Source organism: Salinifilum aidingensis, from assembly GCF_054782015.1.
In genome coordinates this window covers 214297-239282 of the sequence record NZ_BAAGTH010000001.1, presented here as the reverse complement: position 1 = coordinate 239282, position 24986 = coordinate 214297, and the positions used below count along the sequence as shown (strand labels likewise).

21 protein-coding genes are annotated in these 24986 nt (G+C 73.2%); 8 read left to right on the top strand and 13 right to left on the bottom strand.

Annotation, left to right across the window (positions count from 1 at the left end; genetic code table 11):
• Positions 1–89: 89 nt before the first annotated feature.
• A complete protein-coding gene (locus ACYVJE_RS01130; RefSeq protein WP_461142854.1) occupies positions 90–2111 on the top strand; it encodes a thioredoxin domain-containing protein in 2022 nt (673 codons plus the stop codon).
• Between the two features lie 309 nt (positions 2112–2420).
• Here the strand turns inward: ACYVJE_RS01130 and trhA are convergent, their stop codons facing one another.
• Positions 2421–3092, bottom strand: coding sequence for a PAQR family membrane homeostasis protein TrhA (gene trhA / locus ACYVJE_RS01125; protein WP_461142853.1), 672 nt, complete (start codon positions 3090–3092; stop codon positions 2421–2423).
• Positions 3093–3198: 106 nt separating this feature from the next.
• On the opposite strand from trhA, the gene ACYVJE_RS01120 reads away from it, so the two are divergent.
• Positions 3199–3975 (top strand): isoprenyl transferase, encoded by a 777-nt coding sequence (locus tag ACYVJE_RS01120; protein WP_459158388.1) that lies wholly within the window; start codon positions 3199–3201, stop codon positions 3973–3975.
• Between the two features lie 226 nt (positions 3976–4201).
• Here the strand turns inward: ACYVJE_RS01120 and ACYVJE_RS01115 are convergent, their stop codons facing one another.
• Positions 4202–4450, bottom strand: coding sequence for a hypothetical protein (locus tag ACYVJE_RS01115; RefSeq protein WP_461142852.1), 249 nt, complete (start codon positions 4448–4450; stop codon positions 4202–4204).
• A 278-nt stretch (positions 4451–4728) separates the two neighbouring features.
• Complete coding sequence (locus ACYVJE_RS01110; protein WP_459158390.1) at positions 4729–4980, bottom strand: hypothetical protein; 252 nt, start codon at positions 4978–4980, stop codon at positions 4729–4731.
• A gap of 944 nt (positions 4981–5924) precedes the next feature.
• Here ACYVJE_RS01110 and ACYVJE_RS01105 point away from each other — a divergent pair.
• The gene (locus ACYVJE_RS01105) at positions 5925–7202 is read left to right on the top strand and encodes a PhoH family protein (RefSeq protein WP_459159909.1); all 1278 of its coding nucleotides are present in this window, start codon (positions 5925–5927) and stop codon (positions 7200–7202) included.
• A 142-nt stretch (positions 7203–7344) separates the two neighbouring features.
• Positions 7345–7740 (top strand): VOC family protein, encoded by a 396-nt coding sequence (locus ACYVJE_RS01100; RefSeq protein ID WP_461142851.1) that lies wholly within the window; start codon positions 7345–7347, stop codon positions 7738–7740.
• 95 nt (positions 7741–7835) lie between these two features.
• Here ACYVJE_RS01100 and ACYVJE_RS01095 read toward each other — a convergent pair whose 3' ends face one another.
• The 4 genes from ACYVJE_RS01095 to ACYVJE_RS01080 form a co-directional block, all read right to left on the bottom strand.
• Complete coding sequence (locus ACYVJE_RS01095) at positions 7836–9275, bottom strand: GuaB1 family IMP dehydrogenase-related protein (protein ID WP_461142850.1); 1440 nt, start codon at positions 9273–9275, stop codon at positions 7836–7838.
• Between the two features lie 172 nt (positions 9276–9447).
• Positions 9448–9954, bottom strand: a complete 507-nt coding sequence (locus ACYVJE_RS01090) for a DUF4288 domain-containing protein (RefSeq protein ID WP_461142849.1) — start codon at positions 9952–9954, stop codon at positions 9448–9450.
• 167 nt (positions 9955–10121) lie between these two features.
• Complete coding sequence (locus ACYVJE_RS01085) at positions 10122–11519, bottom strand: class II fumarate hydratase (RefSeq protein WP_461142848.1); 1398 nt, start codon at positions 11517–11519, stop codon at positions 10122–10124.
• A gap of 419 nt (positions 11520–11938) precedes the next feature.
• Positions 11939–12760, bottom strand: coding sequence for a S1 family peptidase (locus ACYVJE_RS01080; protein WP_461142847.1), 822 nt, complete (start codon positions 12758–12760; stop codon positions 11939–11941).
• Between the two features lie 365 nt (positions 12761–13125).
• Here ACYVJE_RS01080 and ACYVJE_RS01075 point away from each other — a divergent pair, with 365 nt between their 5' ends.
• Complete coding sequence (locus ACYVJE_RS01075) at positions 13126–14106, top strand: NAD(P)/FAD-dependent oxidoreductase (protein ID WP_459159910.1); 981 nt, start codon at positions 13126–13128, stop codon at positions 14104–14106.
• A 124-nt stretch (positions 14107–14230) separates the two neighbouring features.
• On the opposite strand, the gene glpX is transcribed toward ACYVJE_RS01075, so the two are convergent.
• Positions 14231–15277: a class II fructose-bisphosphatase gene (gene glpX, locus ACYVJE_RS01070; protein WP_459158396.1), complete on the bottom strand. Its 1047-nt coding sequence runs from the start codon at positions 15275–15277 to the stop codon at positions 14231–14233.
• A 170-nt stretch (positions 15278–15447) separates the two neighbouring features.
• Between glpX and ACYVJE_RS01065 the strand changes: the two genes are divergently transcribed.
• Positions 15448–16035 (top strand): DUF4245 domain-containing protein, encoded by a 588-nt coding sequence (locus ACYVJE_RS01065; protein WP_461142846.1) that lies wholly within the window; start codon positions 15448–15450, stop codon positions 16033–16035.
• Positions 16036–16264: 229 nt separating this feature from the next.
• Here the strand turns inward: ACYVJE_RS01065 and ACYVJE_RS01060 are convergent, their stop codons facing one another.
• The 4 genes from ACYVJE_RS01060 to ACYVJE_RS01045 form a co-directional block, all read right to left on the bottom strand.
• On the bottom strand, positions 16265–16519 hold the full coding sequence (locus tag ACYVJE_RS01060; RefSeq protein ID WP_461143143.1) for an exodeoxyribonuclease VII small subunit: 255 nt from the start codon (positions 16517–16519) through the stop codon (positions 16265–16267).
• A 92-nt stretch (positions 16520–16611) separates the two neighbouring features.
• On the bottom strand, positions 16612–17223 hold the full coding sequence (locus ACYVJE_RS01055) for a hypothetical protein (RefSeq protein ID WP_461142845.1): 612 nt from the start codon (positions 17221–17223) through the stop codon (positions 16612–16614).
• Between the two features lie 17 nt (positions 17224–17240).
• Positions 17241–18473, bottom strand: coding sequence for an exodeoxyribonuclease VII large subunit (xseA, locus tag ACYVJE_RS01050; RefSeq protein WP_461143142.1), 1233 nt, complete (start codon positions 18471–18473; stop codon positions 17241–17243).
• 57 nt (positions 18474–18530) lie between these two features.
• The gene (locus tag ACYVJE_RS01045; protein WP_461142844.1) at positions 18531–19076 is read right to left on the bottom strand and encodes a lipid droplet-associated protein; all 546 of its coding nucleotides are present in this window, start codon (positions 19074–19076) and stop codon (positions 18531–18533) included.
• 145 nt (positions 19077–19221) lie between these two features.
• Here ACYVJE_RS01045 and ACYVJE_RS01040 point away from each other — a divergent pair, with 145 nt between their 5' ends.
• Positions 19222–20286: a 4-hydroxy-3-methylbut-2-enyl diphosphate reductase gene (locus ACYVJE_RS01040; RefSeq protein WP_461142843.1), complete on the top strand. Its 1065-nt coding sequence runs from the start codon at positions 19222–19224 to the stop codon at positions 20284–20286.
• 49 nt (positions 20287–20335) lie between these two features.
• On the opposite strand, the gene ACYVJE_RS01035 is transcribed toward ACYVJE_RS01040, so the two are convergent.
• The gene (locus ACYVJE_RS01035) at positions 20336–21373 is read right to left on the bottom strand and encodes a DUF6542 domain-containing protein (RefSeq protein ID WP_461142842.1); all 1038 of its coding nucleotides are present in this window, start codon (positions 21371–21373) and stop codon (positions 20336–20338) included.
• A 694-nt stretch (positions 21374–22067) separates the two neighbouring features.
• Here ACYVJE_RS01035 and ACYVJE_RS01030 point away from each other — a divergent pair.
• Positions 22068–24629 (top strand): glycoside hydrolase family 172 protein, encoded by a 2562-nt coding sequence (locus ACYVJE_RS01030; protein WP_461142841.1) that lies wholly within the window; start codon positions 22068–22070, stop codon positions 24627–24629.
• Positions 24630–24986 lie beyond the last annotated feature (357 nt).

Genomic DNA, 24986 nt, shown 5'->3' with positions numbered 1-24986 from the left:
TTCCTACCACGGCCGCAGCACCCGGTTCACGAGATCGCCGCGCGCCTCCCGGGTGGGCCACCGCCCGCGCGCGGTGGGACGGTGGGGGCATGGTGAACCGGCTGGCCGAGGCGACGAGCCCCTACCTGCTCCAGCACGCCGACAACCCGGTCGACTGGTGGCCGTGGTGCGAGGAGGCGTTCCGCGAAGCCCGCCGCAGGGACGTCCCCGTGCTGCTGTCCGTGGGCTACGCGGCGTGCCACTGGTGCCACGTGATGGCGCACGAGTCGTTCGAGGACCCCGAGATCGCGGGAGTCATGAACGAGCGGTTCGTCAACATCAAGGTGGACCGGGAGGAGCGCCCGGACATCGACTCGGTCTACATCGAGGCCACGCAGGCCATGACCGGCCAGGCCGGGTGGCCCCTGACCTGCTTCCTCACCCCCGACGGCGAGCCGTTCCACTGCGGCACCTACTACCCGGCGCGCCCGGTGCACGGCATGCCGTCGTTCCGGCAGCTGCTCGACGCCGTCACCAGCGCCTGGCAGGAGCGCGGCGACGAGGTGCGCCAGGCGGCCACGCGCATCGTGGAGCAGCTCAACGAGCAGCGCGGTCCGCTGCCCGAGACCGCCGTCGACGACCAGGTGCTCGACGCGGCCGTCACCGAGCTCGGCGGCGAGTTCGACGAGGCCAACGGCGGCTTCGGCGACGCGCCGAAGTTCCCGCCGTCGATGGTGCTCGAGTTCCTGCTGCGGCACCGCGAACGCACCGGTTCGGACGAGGCGCTGCGACTGGCCGGGCGCACCTGCGAGGCCATGGCCCGCGGCGGGATCCACGACCAGCTGGCGGGCGGGTTCGCCCGCTACAGCGTGGACGCCACGTGGACCGTGCCGCACTTCGAGAAGATGCTCTACGACAACGCGCTGCTGCTGCGCGCCTACGCGCACCTCGCGCGCGTGGCGCGCGCGCCGCTGGCCGAACGCGTCACCCGGGGGGTCGCCGAGTTCCTGCTGCGCGACCTGGCCACCCCCGAAGGCGGCTTCGCCGCCTCGCTGGACGCGGACACCGACGGGGCCGAGGGGCTGACCTACGTGTGGACGCCGGAGCAGCTGCGCAGCGCGCTCGGCGAGGAGGACGGCGACTGGGCCGCCGCGGTGTTCGGCGTGACCGCCGAGGGCACGTTCGAGCACGGCAGCTCCACCCTGCGGCTGCCGCGCGACCCGGACGACGCGGAGCGCTTCGAGCGCGTGCGCGCGGCGCTGCTGGCCGAGCGGAACCAGCGGCCGCAGCCCCCGCGGGACGACAAGGTCGTCACCGCCTGGAACGGGCTGGCGATCACCGCGCTCGTGGAAGCGGGCGAGGCGTTCGGCGAGCAGCGGTGGATCGAGGCGGCGCAGCGGGCCGCCGAGACGGTCCTGAGCACGCACCTGGTCGAGGGGCGCCTGCGCCGCGCCTCCCGCGCCGGGGAAGTCGGTGCGGCGGCGGGCGTGCTCGACGACTACGGGTGCTTCGCCGCGGGACTGCTGGCGCTGCACCAGGCGACCGGTGCGGCGCACTGGCTCGACCGCGCGCGGGAGCTGCTGGACGCCGCCCTGGCGCGGTTCGCCGACCCGGACCACCCCGGCCAGTTCCACGACACCGCCGACGATGCCGAGGCGCTCGTGCGGCGTCCGGCGGACCCGACGGACAACGCCGCCCCGAGCGGGGCGGCGTCCCTGGCGGAAGCGCTGCTGGCCGCTTCGGCGCTGACCGGGGCGGACAGCGCGGGGAGGTATCGGCAGGCCGCAGAGCAGGCGATCGACCGCGCGGGCATGCTGCTGCAGCGCGCACCGCGCTTCGCCGGGCACTGGCTGTCCGTCGCCGAGGCGCGCGCGGCCGGGCCGATCCAGGTGGCCGTCGTGGGCGCCACCGGCGATCCGGACCGCGAGCTGCTGGAGACGACGGCACGCCACCGCGCGCCGGGCGGGGCGGTGGTCCTCGCCGCCGAGCCCGAGTCCTCCGCGGCGCCGCTGGCGGCCGACCGCCCGCTGGTCGACGGTGCACCTGCGGCGTACGTGTGCCGCGGTTACGTCTGCGACCGCCCGGTGACCACCGCCGACGCCCTCCAGCAGCAGCTCGTCGAGTTCCCGTAGCACCCCCGCGCCGGCCTGCTGGGGGCTCCGCTCCCGGAACCCCCAGCAGGCCGGGTCCCGCCGCAACGCGTTCGCCCGGTCCCGCAGTGCTTCCCGCGCCTTCCGCCGCGCCCAATCTGGAAGCGTTCCAGGGAGCGCAATTTTCATGAAAATTGGAAGCCGTCCCCACGCGGATGGAGCATGATCCATCCACAGGGGTGCGAGTTGTCCCCAGCGTGCGGGCCGGGGAGGGCTCGATCGGGGGATCGTGCGGGGGTGAGGCGGCTGCCGCGGGGCTTAGGCGTGGGGGACAGCTGCCGCCGGGGCTGCTCAGGCGTACAAGGCCAGCCAGATGGCGATGTGGTGGCAGATCGCCGCGGCGGAGACCGCGGTGTGGAACACCTCGTGGTAGCCGAAGGTGCGCGGCCAGGGGTCGGGGCGCTTGGCCGCGTAGGCCACACCGCCGAGGCTGTAGAGCACGCCGCCGGCGATGAGCAGCGTGAGCGCCGCCGCTCCGGCGTGCATGAGCAGTTCCGGCAGCACGAACACGGCGACCCACCCCAGCGCCAGGTACACCGGCACGCCGACCCAGCGCGGGGCGTTCGGCCAGGACAGCTTGAGGATCACGCCGCCGAGCGCGCCGCCCCACACGACCGCGAGGACCACCGCGCCGGTCGTGGGCTGCATCGCCAGCATGGCGAACGGGGTGTACGTGCCCGCGATGAACATGAAGATCATCGAGTGGTCGAGGCGGCGCATCCACGTGCGCGCACCGACCGTGCGCCAGGTCTTGCGGTGGTAGAGCGCGCTCACGCCGAACAGGCCGAGCACGGTCGCCGCGTAGATCGACGTTCCGATGGCGGCAGGGGCGGACACGGTGGATCCGGCCAGTGCGATCAGCGTCGCACCGGCCGCGGTCGCCACCACGGCCGACCACAGGTGGATCCACCCGCGCAGCTTGGGCTTCGGGGGGAGGGCGGCGGGACTCGTGCCTACGCTCACGCACCCGAGGCTACGCGAGCGTAGGTCTGGGCGTTATGTCGGCGCTCACGCCGACCGGGTCACCACGCGGTTCCGAGCACGCGCGCGCGGCGTAGTCTCACCGGACGTGGCGCTCAAGGTTCGGCTGAAAGATCTGATCTACGACCTGTACGAGTGGCGACTGCGTCGCCAGCTCGAGACGATGCAGCGACCCCGCCACGTCGGCGTGGTCTTGGACGGCAACCGCCGGTGGGCGAAGGAAGCGGGCCTGGAGGCCGCGCACGGCCACCAGGCAGGTGCTCGCAAGATCACCGAGTTGCTCGGCTGGTGCCGCGAGGCCCGCGTCGAGGTGGTGACGCTGTGGTTGCTGTCCACCGACAACCTCAACCGCAGCAGCGAGGAGCTGCAGGCACTGCTGGAGATCATCGTCAGCGTCGTCGAGGAGCTCACGGCGCCGTCGATGCCGTGGCGGGTGCAGACCGTCGGCACGCTCGACCTGCTGCCGCAGGAGACGGCCGAGCGGCTGGCCGCCGCCACCGAGCGCACCGAGGGGCGCTCGGGGATGCAGGTGAACGTGGCGATCGGTTACGGCGGGCGACAGGAGATCGCGGAGGCCGTGCGCAAGCTGCTGCAGCAGCACGCCGAGGCGGGCACCACGCTCGAGGAGCTGGCGGAGGTGCTCACCGTCGACCACATCACCGAGAACCTGTACACCTCGGGGCAGCCTGATCCGGACCTGCTCATCCGCACCTCGGGGGAGCAGCGGCTGTCCGGGTTCATGCTCTGGCAGTCGGTGCACTCGGAGTTCTGGTTCTGCGAGGCGTACTGGCCGGCGTTCCGCCGGGTGGACTTCCTGCGCGCGTTGCGCTCCTACGCGGCCCGGCACCGCCGCTTCGGCGGCTGAACGCGGTCCTCGCCCGGGCGCCGGTGCCGGCGCGCGGGCCCGGGCGTGGTTCCGGTGCGGAGAGCCCCGGTGCGAGGCTCCGGCGAAAGGTGCGCGGGCCCGGTGAGGAGTCGGGCGGCCGTGGCTGCTGTCCGCGGCGTTCGCCGACGCGCGGGCCCGGAACACGTCGAGGGCGGGGCCGGATCGTCCGGCCCCGCCCTCGCGGCGTGTTCGCCTGCGGCGATCGTCAGCCCTGCTGCGAGGGGTGGTCGACGATCGGCGCGTTGGTGCAGCTGGCTTCCTGCGGCGACAGCACCGGCAGGGTGACGCCGAGCACCGCGACGTTGTTGTTGCACGCGTTGATCGGCAGAACGCTCAGGTTCGTGTCGTTCGCGACGCCGACGCCGTCGTTGTCCACGCTGTCGGCGTTGGCCATCGGGGCCAGGGCCACCATGCCGGCGGCGGCACCGGCGACAATCGCTGCCTTCTTCAGCACTGGATTCACACTCCTCTGATGTGCTGGGGTTCGTTCCCGTCCACGAAGGACTCCCGCGGGGCGGGGGTGAACCCTGCCAAGTTCCTGGAAAATACAACCGGCGCCACGCCGTGGGCCCACCCGTGTCGACTCGTTCGTGTGACTTCGTCGGGTGGCGACAACTGCTGCAGTGCTACCCGTTGCGGCGTGTTGAAGAATGCGAGAGTGCGTGCGGGCGAAGAGCGGGCGCGTTGGCCCCTTGCCCGCCGCGCCTCGTTGACCGGTTCGTTCGTCGGTCGTCAGCCCTGCTGCGACGGGTGGTCGACCACCGGCGCGTTGGTGCAGCTGGCGTCCTGCGGCGACAGGATCGGCGCAGTGATGCCGATGGCGGCGCTGACGTTGTTGTTGCACAGCTGGACCGGAACGGCGCTGATGTTGTCGTCGTTCAGCACGCCGACACCGTCGTTGTCCATGCTGTCCGCGTTGGCCATCGGGGCCAGGGCCAACATTCCGGCTGCGGCGCCGGACACGATCGCTGCTTTCTTCAGCACTTCCGTTGCTCCTTGTTGGACGCTGATGAAGTGAGTGCGAATTCTCCGGAACCCGCGGGCCGTTCGCCCGGGGCGGCCGGCCTCGGACCTCACTCCGAGGGAGCACCCGCGGAAAAACATATCCACGAAATCCGGTGAACGGTACCGAGTTACCACCATTGTGTGGTTCTTGGATACGCGCATCCACTTGCGCGAACAACGGAACACGGCGTGTCGCGCTGGCTTCATGTTGCCGCACATGCCGAGTCGTCACAATACGCCCATTGGAATTCTTCTATCGATCACACTGGAGTGTGATCATCGGGCGGGTGTTGAGCGCGGATCGTGGATCTACCCCGAAGCTGCGATCACCCGTCCGTGGGGATTGACCGCGATGGCCAGTCCGCGGCCAAGCGGTCGCCCGACACGTCCCGGCGTGTCGGGCCGAAAGTAACGAGTCGATTACGCTCACGAGTTGGTTGCGCTCACGAGTCGATTACGCCGGGGCGGCCGCGGACAACCGCCGTTCGGGGGTTCTCGCGGCTCCGCGCCGCGCTACCGCCGTCGGTGTAGGACTGGAATCACCTGTGTGGCTGCCTGCTGAGCGGGCTTCGCGGCGGTAGCGTCCGCGGTGACGGGCCAGCTCAGTCCGTACGGCCCGTCCGGGAGGCCCTGATCGTGGCTGATGGTTCGTGGTCGCCGACGGGCGGCAGCGCCGTCCACCGTGGTCGCGAGGGGCGGGTCCCGGCCCGCGCGGCTGTCCGGTCGCCGCGATCCGGCGCGGGTAGGGCAGACCCGGCCCACCAACGAGCGGGCGTCCTCGCGGCGCCCGCGAGGGAGTTGCCGTGACCGCACGACGTTCCCCGTTCGAATCCCGGACCGCCGGTGTTGGCGAGCGCGCCACCGCCGAGACACCCGGCGTTCCCGCCGGAACCCGGTCCGATGCCGCCGCCGGCCGCACCTACGTGCTCGACACCTCGGTGCTGCTGTCCGACCCGTGGGCGTTCAACCGCTTCGCCGAGCACGACGTGGTGCTGCCGCTGGTCGTCGTCGGTGAACTGGAAGGCAAGCGACACCACCCCGAACTGGGCTGGTTCGCCCGGGAAGCACTGCGCGGCCTGGACGAGCTGCGCTGCCGGTGCGGGCGGTTGGACGAACCGATCCCCGTCGGGGTGTCCGGCGGGACCGTCCGGGTGGAGCTCAACCACTCCGATCAGGACGTCCTGCCACCGGGTTTCCGCACCGACAGCAACGACGCGCGCATCCTGGCGTGCGCGCTGAACCTGCGCGCCGAGGGGGCGGCGGTGACCCTGGTGACCAAGGACATGCCGCTGCGCGTGAAGGCCGGTTCGGTGGCGCTGGAGGCCGAGGAGTACCGCGCCCAGGACGTCATCTCCTCCGGGTGGACCGGAATGGCCGATGTGGACGCCGGGCCGGGGGAGATCAACACCCTGTTCAAGGAGGGCTCCGCCGACCTCGCCGAGGCCGCCGAACTGCCCGCGAACACGGGGGTGCGGCTGCTGTCCGGTTCGCAGAGCGCGCTCGGGCGGGTCACGGCGGACAAGCGCGTCAAGCTCGTCCGCGGTGACCGGGAGGCGTTCGGGATCCACGGTCGGTCCGCGGAGCAGCGCATCGCGCTGGACCTGCTCGCCGACGAGGGCGTCGGCATCCTCTCGCTCGGCGGGCGGGCCGGCACGGGCAAGTCAGCGCTGGCGCTGTGCGCCGGTCTGGAAGCGGTGCTGGAACGGCAGCAGCACCGCAAGGTCGTGGTCTTCCGCCCGGTGTACGCGGTCGGCGGGCAGGAGCTCGGCTACCTGCCCGGCAGCGAGGGCGAGAAGATGCAGCCCTGGGGCCAGGCGGTTTTCGACACGCTCAGCGCCGTGGCCGGGCAGAACGTCATCGACGAGGTGCTCGACCGCGGGATGCTGGAAGTGCTGCCGCTGACGCACATCCGCGGGCGCTCCCTGCACGACTCGTTCGTCATCGTCGACGAGGCGCAGTCGTTGGAGCGCAACGTGCTGCTCACGGTGCTGTCCCGGCTCGGCTCCAACTCCCGGGTCGTGCTCACGCACGACGTCGCCCAGCGCGACAACCTGCGCGTGGGCCGGCACGACGGGGTCGGTGCGGTGGTGGAGAAGCTCAAGGGGCACCCGCTGTTCGCCCACCTGACCCTGTCCCGGTCCGAGCGCTCGCCCGTGGCGGCGCTGGTGACCGAGATGCTGGAGGAGGAGTACCTGTCCTGACGCGGCTGCGGTGCACGCGTCGTGCCGGTTCCCCCGCCGGTACGACGCGTGCACGACCTCCGGAGCGAGTGGTGGTGGGACCCTCCGCCTGACGTCCGATCCGTTCGATGCCGGCCGTCCGCGCGACCCCTACGCTTCACCCATGACGATGCAATTCAGCGCCCTGGGCCTGGTCGCCGACGACATGGCGAAGACGCTGGCGTTCTACCGCCTGCTCGGACTCGACGTCCCCGCGGGGGCCGACGACCAGCGTCACGTGGACGTGCTCCTGCCGAGCGGGGTGCGGTTGATGTGGGACACCGCTGAGACGGTGCGCTCGATCGACCCCTCCTGGGCTCCGCCGTCCGGCGGGCACCGGGCGGCGCTGGCCTTCGACTGCGGTTCGCCCTCGGCGGTGGACGGCGCGTACGCCGAGATCACCGCTGCCGGCTACGACGGGCACCACGAACCGCGGGACGCCCCCTGGGGCCAGCGCTACGCGACCGTGCTCGACCCCGACGGCAATCCCGTGGACCTGTTCGCGGAGCTCACGGGCTGACCAGCTCCGCGAAGCTCGCGCCGGCCGAGCCCCGGGCCTCCCGGATCAGGTGCGCCCGGTCGGCGCAGCCGGCGCGCGCCGCTCCCGCTCCACCGTCACCAGCCCTTGGGCAGGGGCCTGCCCTCGGCGAACCCCGCCGCGGACTGGATGCCGACGACGGCGCGCCCGTGGAACTCCTCCAGGTCGCGCGCGCCCGCGTAGGTGCACGCCGAGCGCAGGCCCGAGGTGATCTCGTCGAGCAGGTCCTCCACGCTCGGCCGCTGCGGGTCCACCCGCATCTTGGAGCTGGAGATGCCCTCCTCGAACAGCGCCTTGCGCGCCCGGTCGAAGGAGTTGTCGCTGCGCGTGCGCGCGCTCACGGCTCGCTTGGACGCCATGCCGAACGACTCCTTGTAGGCGTTGCCGTGCTCGTCGCGCTGCAGGTCGCCGGGGGACTCGTAGGTCCCGGCGAACCAGGAGCCCACCATCACCGAGGACGCGCCGGCCGCCAGCGCCAGCGCCACGTCCCGGGGGTGCCGCACGCCGCCGTCGGCCCAGACGCGCTTGCCCAGCGCGCGGGCCTGCTCGGCGCACTCGACGAGCGCGGAGAACTGCGGCCGCCCCACGCCGGTCATCATCCTGGTGGTGCACATCGCGCCCGGCCCGACGCCCACCTTGATCACGTCGGCGCCGGCCACGGCCAGGTCCCGCACGCCTTCGGCGGTGACCACGTTGCCGGCGACGACGGGCACGCTCGGCGAGACGGTGCGGACGGCCTCGAGCGCGCTGATCATCTTCTCCTGGTGGCCGTGGGCGGTGTCCACGACGAGCGCGTCCACCCCGGCCTCCAGCAGCGCCGAGGCCTTGGCGGCCACGTCGCCGTTCACGCCGATCGCCGCGCCGATGCGCAGCCGCCCCCGCTCGTCCAGCGCGGGGGTGTAGATCTCCGAGCGCAGGGCGGCCCGGCCGGTCATGATGCCGGCCAGCCGCCCGTCGTCGTCGACGGCCAGGGCCACGTCCCGCGCCTGCCGGTCGAGGTGCTCGAAGACCTCGCGCGGCTTCGTGTCCAGCGGAAGCACGACCGGGTCGGGGTCGGCCACCTCGCTGAGCCGGGAGAACCGGTCGACCCCGGCGCTGGAGGCCTCGCGGAACACGCCGGTGGGCCGGTCCTCGTCGTCGACGACCACGACCGCGTCGTGCGCGCGCTTCGGCAACAGGTTCAGCGCGTCGGCCACGGCGGCGTCGGCGTGCAGCACGATCGGTGTGTCCCACACCGGGTGGCGCTGCTTCACCCAGGAGACGATCTCGGAGACCGCCGAGGGGTCGACGTCCTGGGGGAGCACGGCGATCCCGCCCCGGCGGGCGATCGTCTCGGCCATCCGCCGCCCCGCGACGGCCGTCATGTTCGCCACGACCAGCGGCAGCGTGGTGCCGGTGCCGTCGCTGGCCGCGAGGTCGACGTCGAACCGCGACTCGACGCCGGAGCGGCGGGGCGCCAGGAAGACGTCGTCGTAGGTCAGGTCGGTGGTGGGCTGCTGCCCGTTCAAGAACTGCACATCTCGTCAGCATACGGGCTCGGCGCCCGGGCGACGACACGTACTGCTCACCGCAGTGCGCGCGGACCGCAGCGGCGCGAGCTGCGGCTGGTGGGCGTCACCGCGCCGGTGCCGGGCGGCCCGCTGCCGCGGCCACCGGCGTCCTCCGGTCGGCGTCCGCGGAACCGGGCTCTCAGAGCTCCCCGTCCAGGTGCGGTTCGAAGGCGCGGTAGGCCCGGTAGTCGCGGAACAACCGGCTGTACAGCTCGGTCCCGTCGTCGAACGAGGAGTCCTCGAGCGGCTTGACCTCGAGGACGCGCTCGAGCTTCCAGGTCACCAGCGTGTGGTTCTCGTCGCGGTAGGTGGTCTGCTGCTGCTTGGCCAGGTCCCCCGCCTTGGTCTCGGCCTCCTCGGCGGACTCGGCCTTGAGCAGCACGAACGACTCCTCGTACAGCGGCCGGTGGCCCTCCTCCTCGGAGGTGGTGCGCAGCAGGAGCACGGCCACGTAGTAGTCCGGCGAGACCGGGCGCCGCGGCACCTGGAACTCGCTGGGGTCGATGGTCCCGGGGCCGATGTCGATGGAGCCGACCGATTCCGCCTCGGCCTCGGCGTCCTCGTCCTCCCAGCCCTCGGCTCCCTCGACGTCGGGCTCGTGGGCGGAGGCGCGCTCCTCGGGGTCGAACTGCTCGCCGTGCTGCATGCCCCCAGGATTCCACCGCTCCCCGGCGGGGCGGGCAGGCCCCCGGGAGCGCGGCTGCGCCCGCCCCGCGCGGGGACGTCCGGGCGCGCGGGGCCGGCGGGCTCGCGCGCGACCGCGTCCTCCGCGCGGGAGTCCGGGCGCGGGCCTGTCCGCGCCCGGACGGGTGCTCAGCGCTCGCCCCGGGCCATGGTCAGCACGTCCAGCGCCTCGTCGAGCTGCTCGACGGTGAGCTTGCCGGCCTCGACGTGGCCGCGGTCGAGCACGACCTCGCGGATCGTGCGCCGCTCCTTGAGGGCCTGCTTGGCCACCGCGGCGGCTTCCTCGTAGCCGATGTAGCGGTTGAGCGGCGTGACGATCGAGGGGGAGCCCTCGGCGTACTCGCGGGCGTGCTCGGCGTTGACGGTGATCCCGGCGAAGACCCGGTCGGCCAGCTGGCGGGACGCGGCGGCGAGCAGGCGGGCCGATTCGAGCACGTTGCGGGCGATGACCGGCAGCATCACGTTGAGCTGGAAGTTGCCCTGCGAACCGGCGAAGGACACGGTCTGGTCGTTGCCGACGACCTGGGCGACGACCTGCAGCGTGGCCTCCGGGATGACCGGGTTGACCTTGCCCGGCATGATCGACGAACCGGGCTGCAGGTCGGGCAGGGCCAGCTCGGCCAGGCCGGTGCGCGGGCCGGACCCGAGCCAGCGCAGGTCGTTGGCGATCTTGGTGAGGCTCACGGCGACGGTGCGCATGCTGCCGGAGGTCTCCACCACGGCGTCCTGCGCGGCCTGGGCCTCGAAGTGGTCGGCGGCCTCGCTCAGCGGCAGGCCGGTCACCTCGGCCAGTTCCCGGGAGACCGCGTCGCCGAAGCCCTGCGGCGCGTTGAGGCCGGAGCCGACGGCGGTGCCGCCGATGGGCAGCTCGCCGAGGCGCGGGAGCCCGGCGCGGAGGCGCTCGACGCCGTAGCGGATCTGCGCGGCCCACGCCCCGGCCTCCTGGCCGAGGGTGACGGGCACGGCGTCCATGAGGTGGGTGCGGCCGGACTTGACGACCTCGCTCCACTCCGCGGCGCGCTGCTCGATCGTGCTCGCCAGGTGCTCCAGGGCCGGGATCACGTCGGTGAGCACGGCTTCGGTGGCGGCCACGTGGATGGTGGTCGGGAAGGTGTCGTTCGACGACTGCGAGGCGTTGACGTGGTCGTTCGGGTGCACGTCGCGGCCGAGGGAGCGGGTCGCCAGCGTGGCGATGACCTCGTTGGCGTTCATGTTCGACGAGGTGCCGGAGCCGGTCTGGAACACGTCGATGGGGAAGTGGTCGTCGTGCTCGCCCTCGGCCACCTCGTCGGCGGCCCGGGCGATCGCCTCGGCGAGGTCCGCCTCCAGCACGCCGAGCTTGGCGTTCACCCGGGCCGTGGCCGCCTTCAGCAGTCCGAGCGCCCGGATCTGGGCTCGTTCGAGACCCCGGCCGGAGATGGGGAAGTTCTCCACGGCGCGCTGGGTCTGCGCGCGGTACAGGGCGTCGGCGGGGACCCGCACCTCGCCCATGGTGTCGTGTTCGATCCGGTATTCCTGTTCAGCCATGGCTGAAGTCTCCCGCTTCGGCCGCGGCCCGGTCAGCGCGGGTCGCCTGTGGGGTTGGTAACGGCCTCCCGGCATCGCCGCCGGGCACGCCGGCAATGCGGCGGAGTCCGGTTCCCGATCGATTCCGATGCGGTCGGTCACACGGCCGCCGCCGCCCCCGCCCGCTCGGCGCGGGGCCGCGGGGAGGCGCTGATGCGCGGGTGCCGGGCCCGCGCGGTTCGGGCGCGCCGGCCGGGCGGTCCGCGGACGCGGTTCGGCGCGGGGCGTGCCGTCAGCAGCGCCCCGCGCCGAACCGCTGGTGGCTGCTCGATGCCCGTTGTCCGGGGCGGGTGGTCGGTGGTCGGGACGTGCAGGAGGCCCCTCCCAGCGGTCCCGAGCCGCCCACCCCGCGACGAGCACGAGGACCTGGCGAAGCCCTGTCAGGCGGTGGTCGCGTTGATCCAGTCGGTGTAGGCGGTCGCGTCGGTGTAGACCGAGGGAGCGGTGCCGCACACCGGTGCCGGACTGCCCAGGCGGCTGGTCACCCCGGTGAGCTGCCAGTCACCGGGCCGGCCCTCCAGCTGCGGGCCGCCGGAGTCGCCGAAGCAGGCGTTGGCGAGCAGTTCCTCGCTGCCGGTGCAGATCTCGGTCTGCTCGTCGATGGAGCTCAGCGAGCACTGCTGCGGGTCGGTCACGTGGGTCTCGAGCTCCCGCAGCTGTTCGGGCGGTTGGCCGCAGCCCCGCAGCGGGCAGGTGACGCCCCAGCCGAGGATCCGGGAGGGCGTTCCCGGCGGGCCGGCGTTCTCGGCGATGCTGATGGGTTCCTGCTGCACCGCGCGGTCCAGTTTGATCAGCGCGATGTCGCCGTTGGGGGACTTCTCCGCGTAGTCGGGGTGCGCGACGATCTCGGCGACGCCGGCTTCGGTGCCGCCCGAGCTGCGGTTCGGGCTGCCGATGCGCAGGCTCAGATCGGCCGGTTGCCGCTCCTCGACGCAGTGCGCCGCCGTCAGCACCCACTGCTCGTCGATGAGCGAAGCACCGCAGCTGTGCTCGCCCTGGTACTTCAGCGAGGCCATCCAGTCGTACTGCTCGGTGGATTCGTGGCCACCGACGATGAGCTGGCCCGGGGAACCCGCGGAGGACTCCGAAGTGGACTTTTGCGATGTGTCGCCGGTTTCGGGTGTGGCGTTCGCTGCGGTGGGCAGCAACCCCATTCCCAGTACCGCTGCGGCGATCCCGCCGAGCAATGTGGACTTTCGCATCGGGGTTCCTCCCGTGCCGACGTCGTTTCGACGTGAAGGTAGGCCTCCCGGTTACTGCTGAGTACCGCCGGCTGCGGGGTGGCGATTGCGGAATTCGGACCAACAACCTCGGCCGCGTTCGCGCGTTGTCCCGGGCGTGCGTAGGCCCGGGTGTGACGTGCGCCGCGCTACCGGGGCGGCGTGCTGCGGCGGCGCCGGTGACCTGCTCCTCGTCCGCGCTGCGCCGCTGGCGCGGGGACGCGGGCGCGGGGTTTCCGCGCGGCCGGCGGGGCGATCGCGCGGCTCCGCCGCGTGGCGGGCGACGTGCGGGTGGCGGAGCGGATACGCTGGGGGTGTCCGTCGCGGCGGAGCGCGAGGTGGTGGACATGGCGGAGACCCACGAGGTCGACCTCATCGTGGTGGGCGCGGGCCCCGCGGGGTTGTTCGCCGCCTACTACGCGGGGTTCCGCGGTCTGAGCGCGGCGCTCGTCGATGCGCTGCCGGAACCGGGCGGGCAGGTCACCGCGATGTACCCGGAGAAGCTGATCTTCGACGTGGCGGGCTTCCCGGAGGTGCGCGGCCGCGAACTCGTGGACAGGCTGGTGCAGCAGGCCGCGCAGTACGATCCGCACTACCTGCTCGGCAGGGCCGCGCAGCAGTTGTCCGATGTGGAAGAAGGGTTGGTCCTGGAGCTGTCCGGCGGTGATTCCGTGCGCGGACGAGCCATGCTCATCACCGCGGGGATCGGCGAGTTCACCCCGCGGCCGCTGCCCGCGGCCGAGGGGTGGTTCGACCGCGGCGTCGTCCACTTCGTCCCCGAGATCGACGCTCACAGTGGACACGACGTGGTCGTCGTCGGCGGTGGGGACTCCGCGTTCGACTGGGCGCTGGCGCTGCAGCCCGTCGCGCGCAGCGTGACGCTGGTGCACCGCCGCAAGCGCTTCCGCGCCCACCCGGGGCTGATGCAGAAGGTCACGGATCTGGGCCTGCCGGTGCTGACCGACACCGAGATCGCCGCCGTCCGCGGTGACGGCTGGGTGGCGGAGGTCGAGCTGGTCGACCGGGAGGGCGCCCGCAGCGTGCTGCCCGCGCAGACGGTCGTCGCCGCCCTCGGGTTCACCGCCTCGCTCGGGCCGATCGAGTCCTGGGGGCTGGAGATCGACAAGCGGTCGATCCACGTGGACACGCACATGCGCACCGCCCGGCAGCGGGTGTACGCCGCGGGGGACGTGGCCACCTACCCGGGGAAGGTGAAGCTCATCGCCACCGGGTTCGGCGAGGCGGCCACGGCCGTGAACAACATCGCGGTCGAGCTCGACCCGGGAGCTCACCTGTTCCCCGGGCACTCCTCGGACATGGACACCTGAGCGGTGGGGACGGGTGTGCCGGGGCGGCTGGAAGCGCCGGGACGAGCGGGCCTGCAGCCGCCCCCGGAACGTCGGCCGCCGAACCGCCCCGGTGCGGTCCGCGGACTCCCCCAGCCGGGCCCGGTCAGCCGTCCTCGGGGCTGCCGAGGTCGACGTTGGCGTACTCGCGCAGCTTCGCCAGCTTGTGCGAGGCGTCGACCACGCGCACGGTGCCGGACTTGGAGCGCATCACGATCGATTGCGTCGTCGCCCGGTTCGCCCGGAAGTGCACGCCGTCGAGCAGGGCGCCGTCGGTGATGCCGGTGGCGCAGAAGAACGAGTTCTCCCCGCCGACCAGGTCCGAGGTGCCCAGCACCTGGTTCGGGTCGTAGCCCAGCTCGGACACGCGGGCGCGCTCGGCGTCGTCCTTCGGCCACAGCCGCCCCTGGATCTCGCCGTCCATGCACTTGAGCGCGCAGGCGGTGAGGATGCCCTCCGGCGTGCCGCCGATGCCCAGCAGCATGTCCACACCGCTGTTCGGCCGGGCCGCCGCGATCGCACCGGCCACGTCCCCGTCGCTGATGAACCGGACCCGGGCGCCGGCCTGCCGCACCTGGGCGACGAGGTCCTCGTGCCGCGAGCGGTCCAGCACGCACACCGTCACGTCCGAGACGTCCAGCGACTTCGCCTTGGCGACCCGGCGGATGTTGTCCGCCACCGGAGCGTTCAGGTCGATCGTGCCGGCGGCCTCCGGGCCGACGGCGATCTTCTCCATGTAGAACACGGCTGAGGGGTCGAACATGGCGCCGCGTTCGGCCACCGCCAGCACCGACAACGAGTTCGGCATCCCCTTGGACAGCAGCGTGGTGCCGTCGATCGGGTCCACGGCGACGTCGCACTCGGGTCCCTGCCCGGTGCCGACGTGCTCGCCGTTGTACAGCATCGGCGCCTCGTCCTTCTCGCCCTCGCCGATGACCACGACACCGCGCATGGACACCGTGCTGATGAGCTTGCGCATGGCGTCGACGGCAGCGCCGTCCCCCGAGTTCTTGTCGCCGCGTCCGACCCAGCGTCCCGCGGACATCGCCGCGGCCTCGGTCACCCGGACCAGTTCCATGGCCAGGTTGCGGTCGGGGGCATCGTTGATGCCCTGCGCAGCCTCGTTGGTGCCCTGCGCGCCGGCAGTGCTCATGGGCCCTCCCCGTGATGCGTCGTTGCATGCCGCCGAGGTGCCGTCCCCGACGTGTGTGGCGCCTCGGTGCGCCGGATCCTGGCAGATGATCGGGTCGCGCACCGCTGTGTGGTGGGACACGACACGTCGGTGCCCGGTGGGCGGGGGCGCTTCTGCGGACGGGTGAGAGCATGCGGGTCGTGGCCCAGTCCCGCAACCAGCAGCCGAACTCCGGTCAGCAGCGCACCATGACCGGGATGGTCATGGCCGTGCTCGCGCTGGCGCTCGTGGTCGGCGGTGTGACCGCTCTGATGGGCCGCTGCTCGTTCACCCCCGGCGGGCCCGAGGTGGACGGCTCCGCCGCGCCGAGCGTGAACGCCGCCCGCGAGCTCGACGAGGCGGAGGAGCGGGTGGACTTCCCGCTTGCGCACCCGCGGGTGCCGGACGGCTGGCAGGCGAACTCGGCCAACGTGACCACGCTGCCCTCCCACGACGAGGTCGTGCGCGTCGGATGGGTCACCGGCGCGCGGCACTACCTCCGGCTGGCCCAGTCCGCGGCCGCGGAGGAGGAGTTCGTCGCCGCCGAGACCCGGCAGCAGCGGCCGCGGGCGCGGGGCACCGCCGAGGTCGGCGGCCAGCGGTGGGTGATCTACGACAGCATCCGCGATGAGCGGGCCTGGATCACCGAGCGCGGGGGCGCGCACCTGCTGATCACCGGCGACGGGCAGCGGTCGGAGTTCCGCGAGCTCGCCCGGGCCGCCCTCCGCGACGCCGGCTGAAGGACCTGCTCCCGCGGAGCCCGGGGCGGGTTCGCGCGGCCGCTGGCGGAGCCGGGGCCGCTGCGCTGGCGAAGGTGCGCGAACCGAAGCCCCGTGCCGGTTTCGCAGGACGCGGGGCGACGAGCGCGAACCGAACTGTTCTTCGATGCGTCAGCGTCGAGCGGAGCTCGAGCAACCGGACCCGCCGCGGGGGGTTCTGCTGCTGAACCCCGCGCGCGAACAGGTGGCTCTACTCGGATCCGTCCTCCTGGACGGACTGGAGCGCCTGGTCGACCCGCTCCTGCGCCCCGGCGAGGTGCCGCTCGCACACGGTGGCGAGGGCTTCGCCGCGTTCCCACAGGGCCAACGAGTCCTCCAGCGACAGCCCGCCGGCTTCGAGCCGCTTGACCACGTCGGCGAGCTCGTCGCGGGCCTGCTCGTAGCCGAGCTCGGCGACCTCGGGGTGCGCTGCGACCGGGTCGAAGGGCTCGGACTCCGCGGCCACCGCCTGCTCGGCCGCCTCGGCCTCCGCGGCCTGGGCCCGCGGGCCGCCCTCCGCGGCTTCCGCGGGGTCCTCGGGGGTGTCGTGCGTGTCGCTCAACGGGTCGAACTCTCCACTGTGGTGCGTGCGGAAACCATCGCGGTGGCCAGCGCCTGGTCGTAGCCGACGAACGCCTCGGCGAACTCGGCGCCGTCCCCCTCGTGCACGGCCTCGTCGATGCGCTGCTGCGCCTCCGCGACCTTACGCCGGTGCGGTGACCCCCTGCCGTACCACCACCGGGGGTCGACGTAGTCGGAGGCGGCCTGCACGAGGTCGTCCAGCCGCGCCGGCAGCAGGGCGCGCTCCGCCGAGCGGCAACCGCCGCGCAGCGCGTTCCAGCAGCCGTCCGCGGTGAACTCCGCCGCCTCGGCGCAGCGGCGCACCTCCTGGGCGGAACCCCGTGCTCCGGACCCCTGGGCACCGGGCTCCTGGGCACCGGACCCCTGCGAACCGGATCCCTGGGCACCGCGCGGGCCGCCTCGCGCACCGGGGGAGGGGGCGCCCGCCGCACCGGCGGGCGCGGCGCGGCGCGGCGCCTCGGCGCGCTTCGGCTCCGCGGTGGCGACCGAACGCGCGACCTGCACCGTCAGCGGCAGGAACACCGGTTGCCGGTGCCCGGCACCGCGGGCGGTGTCGCCGGCGGGTGTGTGTCGCGGGGAAGTGTGCACGTCGTGTTCCTCACCGATCAGTCCGCACCGTGCTCGCCGACCACGGCGTGCAGCACCCCGTCGGCGACCCGCACGCGCAGGCGGGTGCCAGGGGGAGCTTCGTCGACCGAGCGCACGACTCCGTCCACACCGTGGAAGTCGACACGCTGCACGATCGCGTAGCCGCGCGCAAGGGTCGCCGCCGGACCGAGCGTCGTCAGCCGCGACCGCATCGCGGCCAGGGCGCGCTGCTCGGTGCCGAGCAGGGTGGTCACCGCGCGCCGGCTCCGCTGCCGCATCTGCTCGACCTGCTCGGCGCGCTGCCGCAGCGGTCCGTGCGGGTCGGCCAGCGCGGGGCGGCTGCGCAGCGCCTCCACGGTGCGCCGCTCCCGCTCGACCCAGCCCTGCAGGGCGCGGCGGGCGCGGTCGCGCAGCTGCCCCACCTGCCGGGTCTCCTCGGCCACGTCCGGGGCGACGCGCTTGCCCGCGGCCGTGGGGGTGGAGCAGCGCACGTCGGCGACGTGGTCGACCAGCGGCGAGTCCGGCTCGTGCCCGATCGCGCTGACGACCGGGGTGCGGCAGTTCGCCACGGCCCGGCACAGCGTCTCGTCCGAGAACGGCAGCAGGTCCTCCACGCTGCCGCCGCCGCGCGCGAGCACGACCACCTCCACCGCCGGGTCCCGGTCGAGCTCGTCGAGCGCGTCGAGGACCTGGCTGACCGCGCTGGCCCCCTGCACGGCGACGTTGCGCACCTCGAAGCTCACCGCGGGCCAGCGCAGGCGGGCGTTGCTGAGCACGTCGTGCTCGGCGGCCGAGGCCCGCCCGGTGATGAGGCCGACGCGGTTCGGCAGGAACGGCAGTTCCCGCTTGCGCGCCGGGTCGAACAGGCCTTCGGCCTTGAGCAGCTGCCGCAGCCGCTCGATCCGGGCGAGCAGCTCGCCGATGCCGACCTGGCGCATGTCGTCCACGCGCAGGCTCAGCGTGCCGCGGGCGACGTAGAAGTCGAACTTGCCGTGCACGACGACGCGCGTGCCCTCCACCGGCGCCGGGTCCATCCCCCGCAGCAGGGAGGCGGCGCAGGTCAGCGTCAGCGAGACGTCGGCGCTCGGGTCGCGCAGGGTGACGAACGCGGTCTTCGCGCCCGGCCGCAGCGAGATCTGCGTGATCTGCCCCTCCACCCAGACGGCGCCGAGCCGGTGGATCCACTCGGCCACTTTGCGGGCGACGGTGCGGACCGGCCACGGCTGGTCGGCGCTGGTGGCGGAACTCAGTGCTGCTCCCGGGGTCGTCGGTGCGTGCGGTTTCGTCGGTGTGCTGGTGGGCGCGGGCTAGCGACCGGTGCGGATCCGGTCGAGCCGGTTGCTGAGCATCCGCTCGAACTCCGGTCTGGCCGCGTGCTCGCGCTCGTGGCGCACGAGTTCGACCAGGTCGTCCTCGGACAGCGCGCGGAGCTTGCCGCGCAGCTGCGCCAGCGACAGCGAGGTGTACTCGGGCAGGCACGCCGGTGGCGCGTCGTCCCGGGCGCGGCCCGGCGGAGCGTTCGCGGCCGCTGGGCCCGGCCCATCCTCCTCCACCGGACCGGCGGGACCGAGATCGTCCCCCGCCGGGGTGGTCGACCCCACCTCGTCCTCGTCGTCCTCGTCGAAGGTCGCCCACGCCGGGCGCTCCTCCGGGCGCCCCAGCCCGGCCAGTGCGGTGTCGCCCTTCAGCGCGAGCTCGGTGACCTGCTGCTGCAGCCGCATCGACGTCTGCAACGTCCAGCTCAGCGCGGTGATCGGCAGTCCTGCGAGCGCGCCGGGGGCCCGCCGCGCGCATTCCGCGGCGGTCACGGCGGCGCCGGCGGCGACCCGCACGGGGAGGGGGAACGATCGCATGTGCCCAGCCTGCCCCAGGCGGGCGCGCGAATCCATGGGGCGGGACGCGTCGGGCGGCCACCCGGGTGTTCCGTGTCCCACGGCGGGGCGGGGAGGAGGCGGCTGCGGCTGACTGCTTTCCGCGGCGATCCGTACCCTTGGTGGCATGACGAGCTCGCCGCAGGCCCCCCAAGCCGCCGACGACACAGCCGACGACACAGCCGGAGCCGCCCTCTCGTCCGCGGACGGGGCGACGGGCAACGGCAAACGCGTCCTCCTCGCCCGGCCGCGCGGTTACTGCGCCGGCGTCGACCGCGCCGTCATCACGGTGGAGAAAGCCCTGGAGAACTACGGTCCGCCGGTGTACGTCCGCAAGGAGATCGTGCACAACAGGCACGTGGTCGACACGCTCACCGAACGGGGCGTGATCTTCGTCGACGAGGTCGAGGAAGTGCCGGAGGGCTCCCTGCTGGTGTTCTCCGCGCACGGCATCTCCCCGGCGGTGCGCCAGGAGGCCGCCGAGCGCAACCTGCAGACCATCGACGCCACGTGCCCGCTGGTCACGAAGGTGCACAAGGAGGTCAACCGGTTCGCCCGGGACGACTACGACATCCTGCTGATCGGGCACGAGGGCCACGAGGAGGTCGAGGGCACCGCGGGTGAGGCGCCCGAGCGGGTCCAGCTCGTGGACAAGCCCGAGGACGTGGACCAGGTCCAGGTCCGCGATCCGAACAAGGTCGTGTGGCTGTCGCAGACGACCCTCAGCGTCGACGAGACGATGGAGCGCGTCGACCAGCTGCAGGGCCGGTTCCCCGACCTGCAGGCGCCGCCGAGCGACGACATCTGCTACGCCACGTCGAACCGGCAGCACGCGGTGAAGGCGATGGCGGCCGAGTGCGACCTGGTGCTGGTCGTGGGCTCGCAGAACTCGTCGAACTCGAAGCGGCTGGTGGAGGTCTCCCTCGACGCCGGCGCTTCGGACGCGCGGCTCATCGACTTCCCGCGCCAGGTGCAGCCGGAGTGGCTGAACGGCGTGCGCACGGTCGGTGTGACCAGCGGGGCCTCGGTGCCGGACGTGCTGGTGATGCAGCTGCTGGACTACCTGGCCGAGCAGGGCTGGGACGACGTGGACGAGGTGACCACGGCCAACGAGAAGGTCTCCTTCGCCCTGCCCCGGGAGCTGCGCAAGGACCTGGACAACAACCCCGACCAGCCTTCCAGCGTCCGCTGACGTCGAGGGATCTCCGCCCGCCCGGGACCGGGTCGCCCCGGGCGGGCTCTCAGCGCTCGTGCGGGGGGCGCGGGCGCCGCGGCGGCTGCTGACCCCGCCCCGGCGGTGGTTCGGGAGGGCGGCCCCGCCCCGGTGCCGGCCTGCCCGGCGTGTTGCCCTGCGACGGGCGCCGCCCCTCCGGCGCGGCGCGCTGCTCCCCGCGGCGGGGCGGCTGCTGGCCGCTCGGCGGGGGCTGCTTCTGCGGTCGCCGAGCGGGCGGGCGCGCCGCGCGCTGCGGGTCGGCCTGAGCCCGCGGTTCGGGTTCCTCGGCGGGGTCCTTCCTCTTGCGCGCCGGGGCGTCCTTCTTCGGCGGAGCTTCCCGCTTCGCGCGGGAGTCCTTCTTCGGCGGGGCGTCGCGTTCGCGCGGGGACGATCCGCGCTTGCGCGGGGGAGAACCCTGCTGCGCGGCGCTCTCCTTCCGCGCGGGGCCTTCCTCGCGAGCGGCCCCCTCCTTCTTCCGCGCGGGTGCGTCCGCGGGGGACTTCCGCTGGGACCGACCTCGCCCGCCCCGGCCTCGTTGCCGACCGCCGGCCGCCCGGTCCTTGTCACCGCCGGCCTCGGGATCGACGGGTTTGCGCTTCTTCGTCGGTTTGTCGTCGCCGTGCGCGATGGCGGCCTCGGTCGAGGCGCGCCGGCGCCGCGGGTCGCGCTGCGTCACGAAGATGCGGACCAGTCCGATGCCGAGCGTGGCGGTCGTGGTGGCCGCCATGACGGGGAAGCTGCTGATGAGCGGCTGCAGCAGGCTCAGCGCGGCACCGATGACGCCGCCGCCCCCACCGCCGCTGGTCAGCAGCACGACCGCGGGCACGACCACCGCGAGGACGAGGGGAGGCTGCACCATCGGTCCGAACACGCTCTTGCGCCGGGTCAGCCCGACCGCGAGGACGCTGCCGGTGAAGAACGCCGCCGAGACGATCAGGGAGGGCCGCGACCAGACGAGGACGTCCAGTGCGGCTCCGAGCGCGGTGGGAAGCGCGGCGAGCAGCAACGCCCCCCACAGCGGGATGCCCCGTACGCTGGGTACGACGCTTCGTTCCCACCATTGCACGGGGCCGTTACCGCGTCGGCGGGTTTCGCGCTGACTCTCGCGGGTGGCGGTCACGGTTTCCAACCGTAACGGTCCAGCGCCCATGTGCGGGACGTGTCCGGGCATCTTCCCCGATCGGTGGGCGTGCGCTGCGGAGATTGCTCACCTGTTCCCGCTGTTCGGTGTCCGGTTCCGCCTGCGCTGGGGTTCTCGCGGAACGGCCGCTGTGAGGCGCCGCATACTCGCGCCGGTCCCGCCGCCCTCTCGCGGCGGGAAAGCGCCCCCTGCGCTCGTTCCGGTTCGTCGCGGTGCCGCCACGTGCCGTGACGCCGGAGGCGGCGGGTCCGCGATCGCGACGACCGTCCCGGGAATGTCGATAGTGGACAAAAATGCCGCGGCGGGAACGTGCCGGAAATACCGGAGATGACACTCGGTTGGAGGTTGCCGCTGCCGGTGCGCGCGGCAACCATCACTTCGTGTGATTCGCGGTCCCGGGCCCGGGTCTCGCGCTGAGAGCACCGCGATCAGCGGGGACGATCGTCGGCGTCTTCAGTTGATCTCCGCGAACCGGCCGCGGGGACGCGGTCCTCGGCGGTGAGGACCGTTCCCGTGCTCCGGGAGCGGCCGCGCGAGCGGGGATCCGTTCACGCCGTGCGTCACCGTTGGCGAGCACTGCTGTCCGCAGTGGACATCAGTGCGGGGAGGGGCGAGTCCGATGGGCAACGCGACAGCACCGCAGCACCACCGTCGGCGGCGCAGGAGGCACCGGCGCGGTGCGCTCCTCGGCGCTGCGCTCCTCGCGGCGACCGCGCTCGCGGTCGACGCGGGCACCGGCGGCCCACCCGCCGGGGCAGCACCCCCGAACCGGATCGGCCCGGTCGGCTGGGAGGCCTACCGGGACCTCGACGCGTTGGCCCAGTCCCGCGGGGACGAGCAGAGCCTCCAGTTCTCCAGCTTCGACCGCAGCGGCGGCAACGACGACGGGTTCGAGGGAACCTACTCGTGCCTGCGGCAGAGCTCCCAGGGCTGCGTGATCGCCGAACACGCCGGAGCCGGGGAGATCTCCACGATGTGGTTCACCCGGGAACCGATGGGCGACGTCACCGGCACCGGCGACATCACCGTGGAGCTCGACGGCGAGGTGGTGCTCGACGCCCCGCTGCGCGACGTCGTCGACGGCAAGCTCGGCGACCCCTTCTCCTGGCCGCTGGTGGCCAACGCCGCCGACGCCTCCGGCGGGGCGGTGATCAAAGTTCCCATGCCCTACCGCGAATCGATGCGGGTCACCGTGGACAACAACCCCCGCTTCTACCACGTGGACTACCGCGCCTTCCCCGACGCGTCCGGGGTGCGGACCTTCGACCCGTCCGACCCGGCCACCGACGTGCTCGAACGGCTGCGGCGGTTCGGCGTCGCCGACCCGAAACCGCCCGCGCGCGAGGCCCGCTCGACGCGGGAGGACTTCCGGCTGGCGCCCGGCGAGACGCGGACGATCGCCGAGCTCGGCGGGCCGGGCCGGATCGACCGGTTGCGCGTGCGGATCCCGCAGATCACCGCCAGCCCGCGGGTGGTCGACGACGGCCGCGCGTACGGCCCTGGGGGCGGCAGCAGCTTCACCGCGCGGATCGACCCGGGCAACGACGGCATCCGCCTGAGCCGCCGCTACGACCCGAGCACCGCCGGGCAACGCGCCGAGGTGTTCGTCGACGGGCAGCGCGTGGGCCTGTGGGACGGCGGAGCGGCGCGCAGCGGCGAGTGGGGCGTGCAGGAGATCGACGTGCCGCCCGAGCTGACCGCGGGCAAGAGCAGCGTCCGCATCAGCACCCGCTTCGCCGGTGCCTCCGGGGACGAGCAGCGCGGCGTCACCGAGTACCGCTACGACGTGCGGAGCAAGCTCGGCGGCGATTGGCACCGCACCGACGTGCTCGACCTGGGCCCGAACCACCCGGGTGAGGAGCAGGCGCACGACTACCGCATCGAGCGGCAGAGCTCGCAGGACGGCAAGCGCGTGGCGCGCTACCCCGCCGCCCAGGAGGACGTGCTCGCGACGAAGCGGTTGCTGGAGAGCACGCGGGTGCGGATCACCTTCGACGGGCGCACCACAGTGGACGCACCGCTCGGCGAGTTCTTCGGCTCCGGCCTCGGCGCCTACGACGTGCGCACGATGATGAGCTCGATCGACCCCGCCCGGGGCTGGTTCACGGCCTGGTGGCCGATGCCGTTCCGCGAGCGCGCCGAGGTCGAGCTGGTCAACAACAGCGACGTGCCCGTCGCGGAGGCCACCGGCGAAGTCACCAGCGCTCCCGCGGAGATGCCGGCCGACGCCGGCTACTTCCACGCCACGCACCACCGCGGGCGCACCGCGCAGGGCCAGGACTGGACGTTCCTCGACGCGCAGGGGGCGGGCACCTTCTACGGGGTCACGCACAGCATGCGCGGGCTGATCCCGCCGGGCGGTGCGGGTCAGCAGCAGCGTCCGCACTCGTTGGACACCCCGCAGGCGAACCAGCGCAACTACCTGGAGGGCGACGAGCGCTTCTACGTCGACGGCTCGTCCACGCCCGCCTGGCACGGCACCGGCACCGAGGACCTGTACGAGGGCGGCTGGTACTTCCGCGAGGGGACGACCTTCTCCATGCCGCTGGCGGGCAATCCGTCGCACGAGCGCTCCGCCGACGGTTGCCGCTACGACTGCACCGGTGCCTACCGGCTGTTGAACAACGACGCGGTGCCGTTCTCCGACGGCGGCCTGTTCGGCATCGAGCACGGCCCGGCCAACGACGAACCGGGCGAGTACAGCTCCACCGCGTACTGGTACGGCGGACGACCCGCCGAGCAGCACCGCACCGATGCGATCGACCTCGGCGACCCGGTGAGCCGGGCGCTGCACGGCTACACCGCCGAAGGCGAGCGCAGCGCGCCGCTGACCGCGCGCTTCGAGGGCGGGCGGGCCCCGGAGCCGCGGACGCGGACGGCGACCACCGCCACCGGGCCGGTCTCCTTCCGCGTGGCGCTCGACCCGGACAACCGGGGGCTGCGGCTGCGGCGGATGAGCGACCAGCAGCAGGCGTACCAGCAAGTGCGGGTGCGCGTCGACGGCGAACCGGCGGGGACGTGGATGCAGCCGCGCGGCAACGAGCACCACCGCTGGCTGCAGGACCACTTCGACGTGCCGGCGCGGCTGACCGCGGGCAAGGACCACGTGCGCGTCGAGCTGGCCCCCGTTGACGGGGCGCCCGGGTGGTCGGCCGCGAGCTACACCGCGCTCTCCCGGTGATCCCCGGTGGTCGACGAGCGCGGCACCGGACCGGCCGCAGCACGGCCGGCCCGGTGCCGCGCACCGGCCGCGGGGACGTGCGCCCACCGGCCCGGGTGTCGCCGGACCGGGTCACAATCGCGGTCGCACGACGCCGATCCGCTGCCCGCGTGATCGCGCGGCGATATTCTTGACACCCGCACGGGGCGTGCTTAGCTTGCCGACCACGACCGCTCGACCGTCCTTCGGTGGCCGGATTCGTGGAAGTGCGCCAACCGGAATCGGCCGGCACGTCCGCGGTGGCGGCCCGCTGCTGCGGCGCGCTCAGGCGCAGCGGCGGGCCCGGGCACCGCGCACCATCACCGCGCCCGTCTGCGT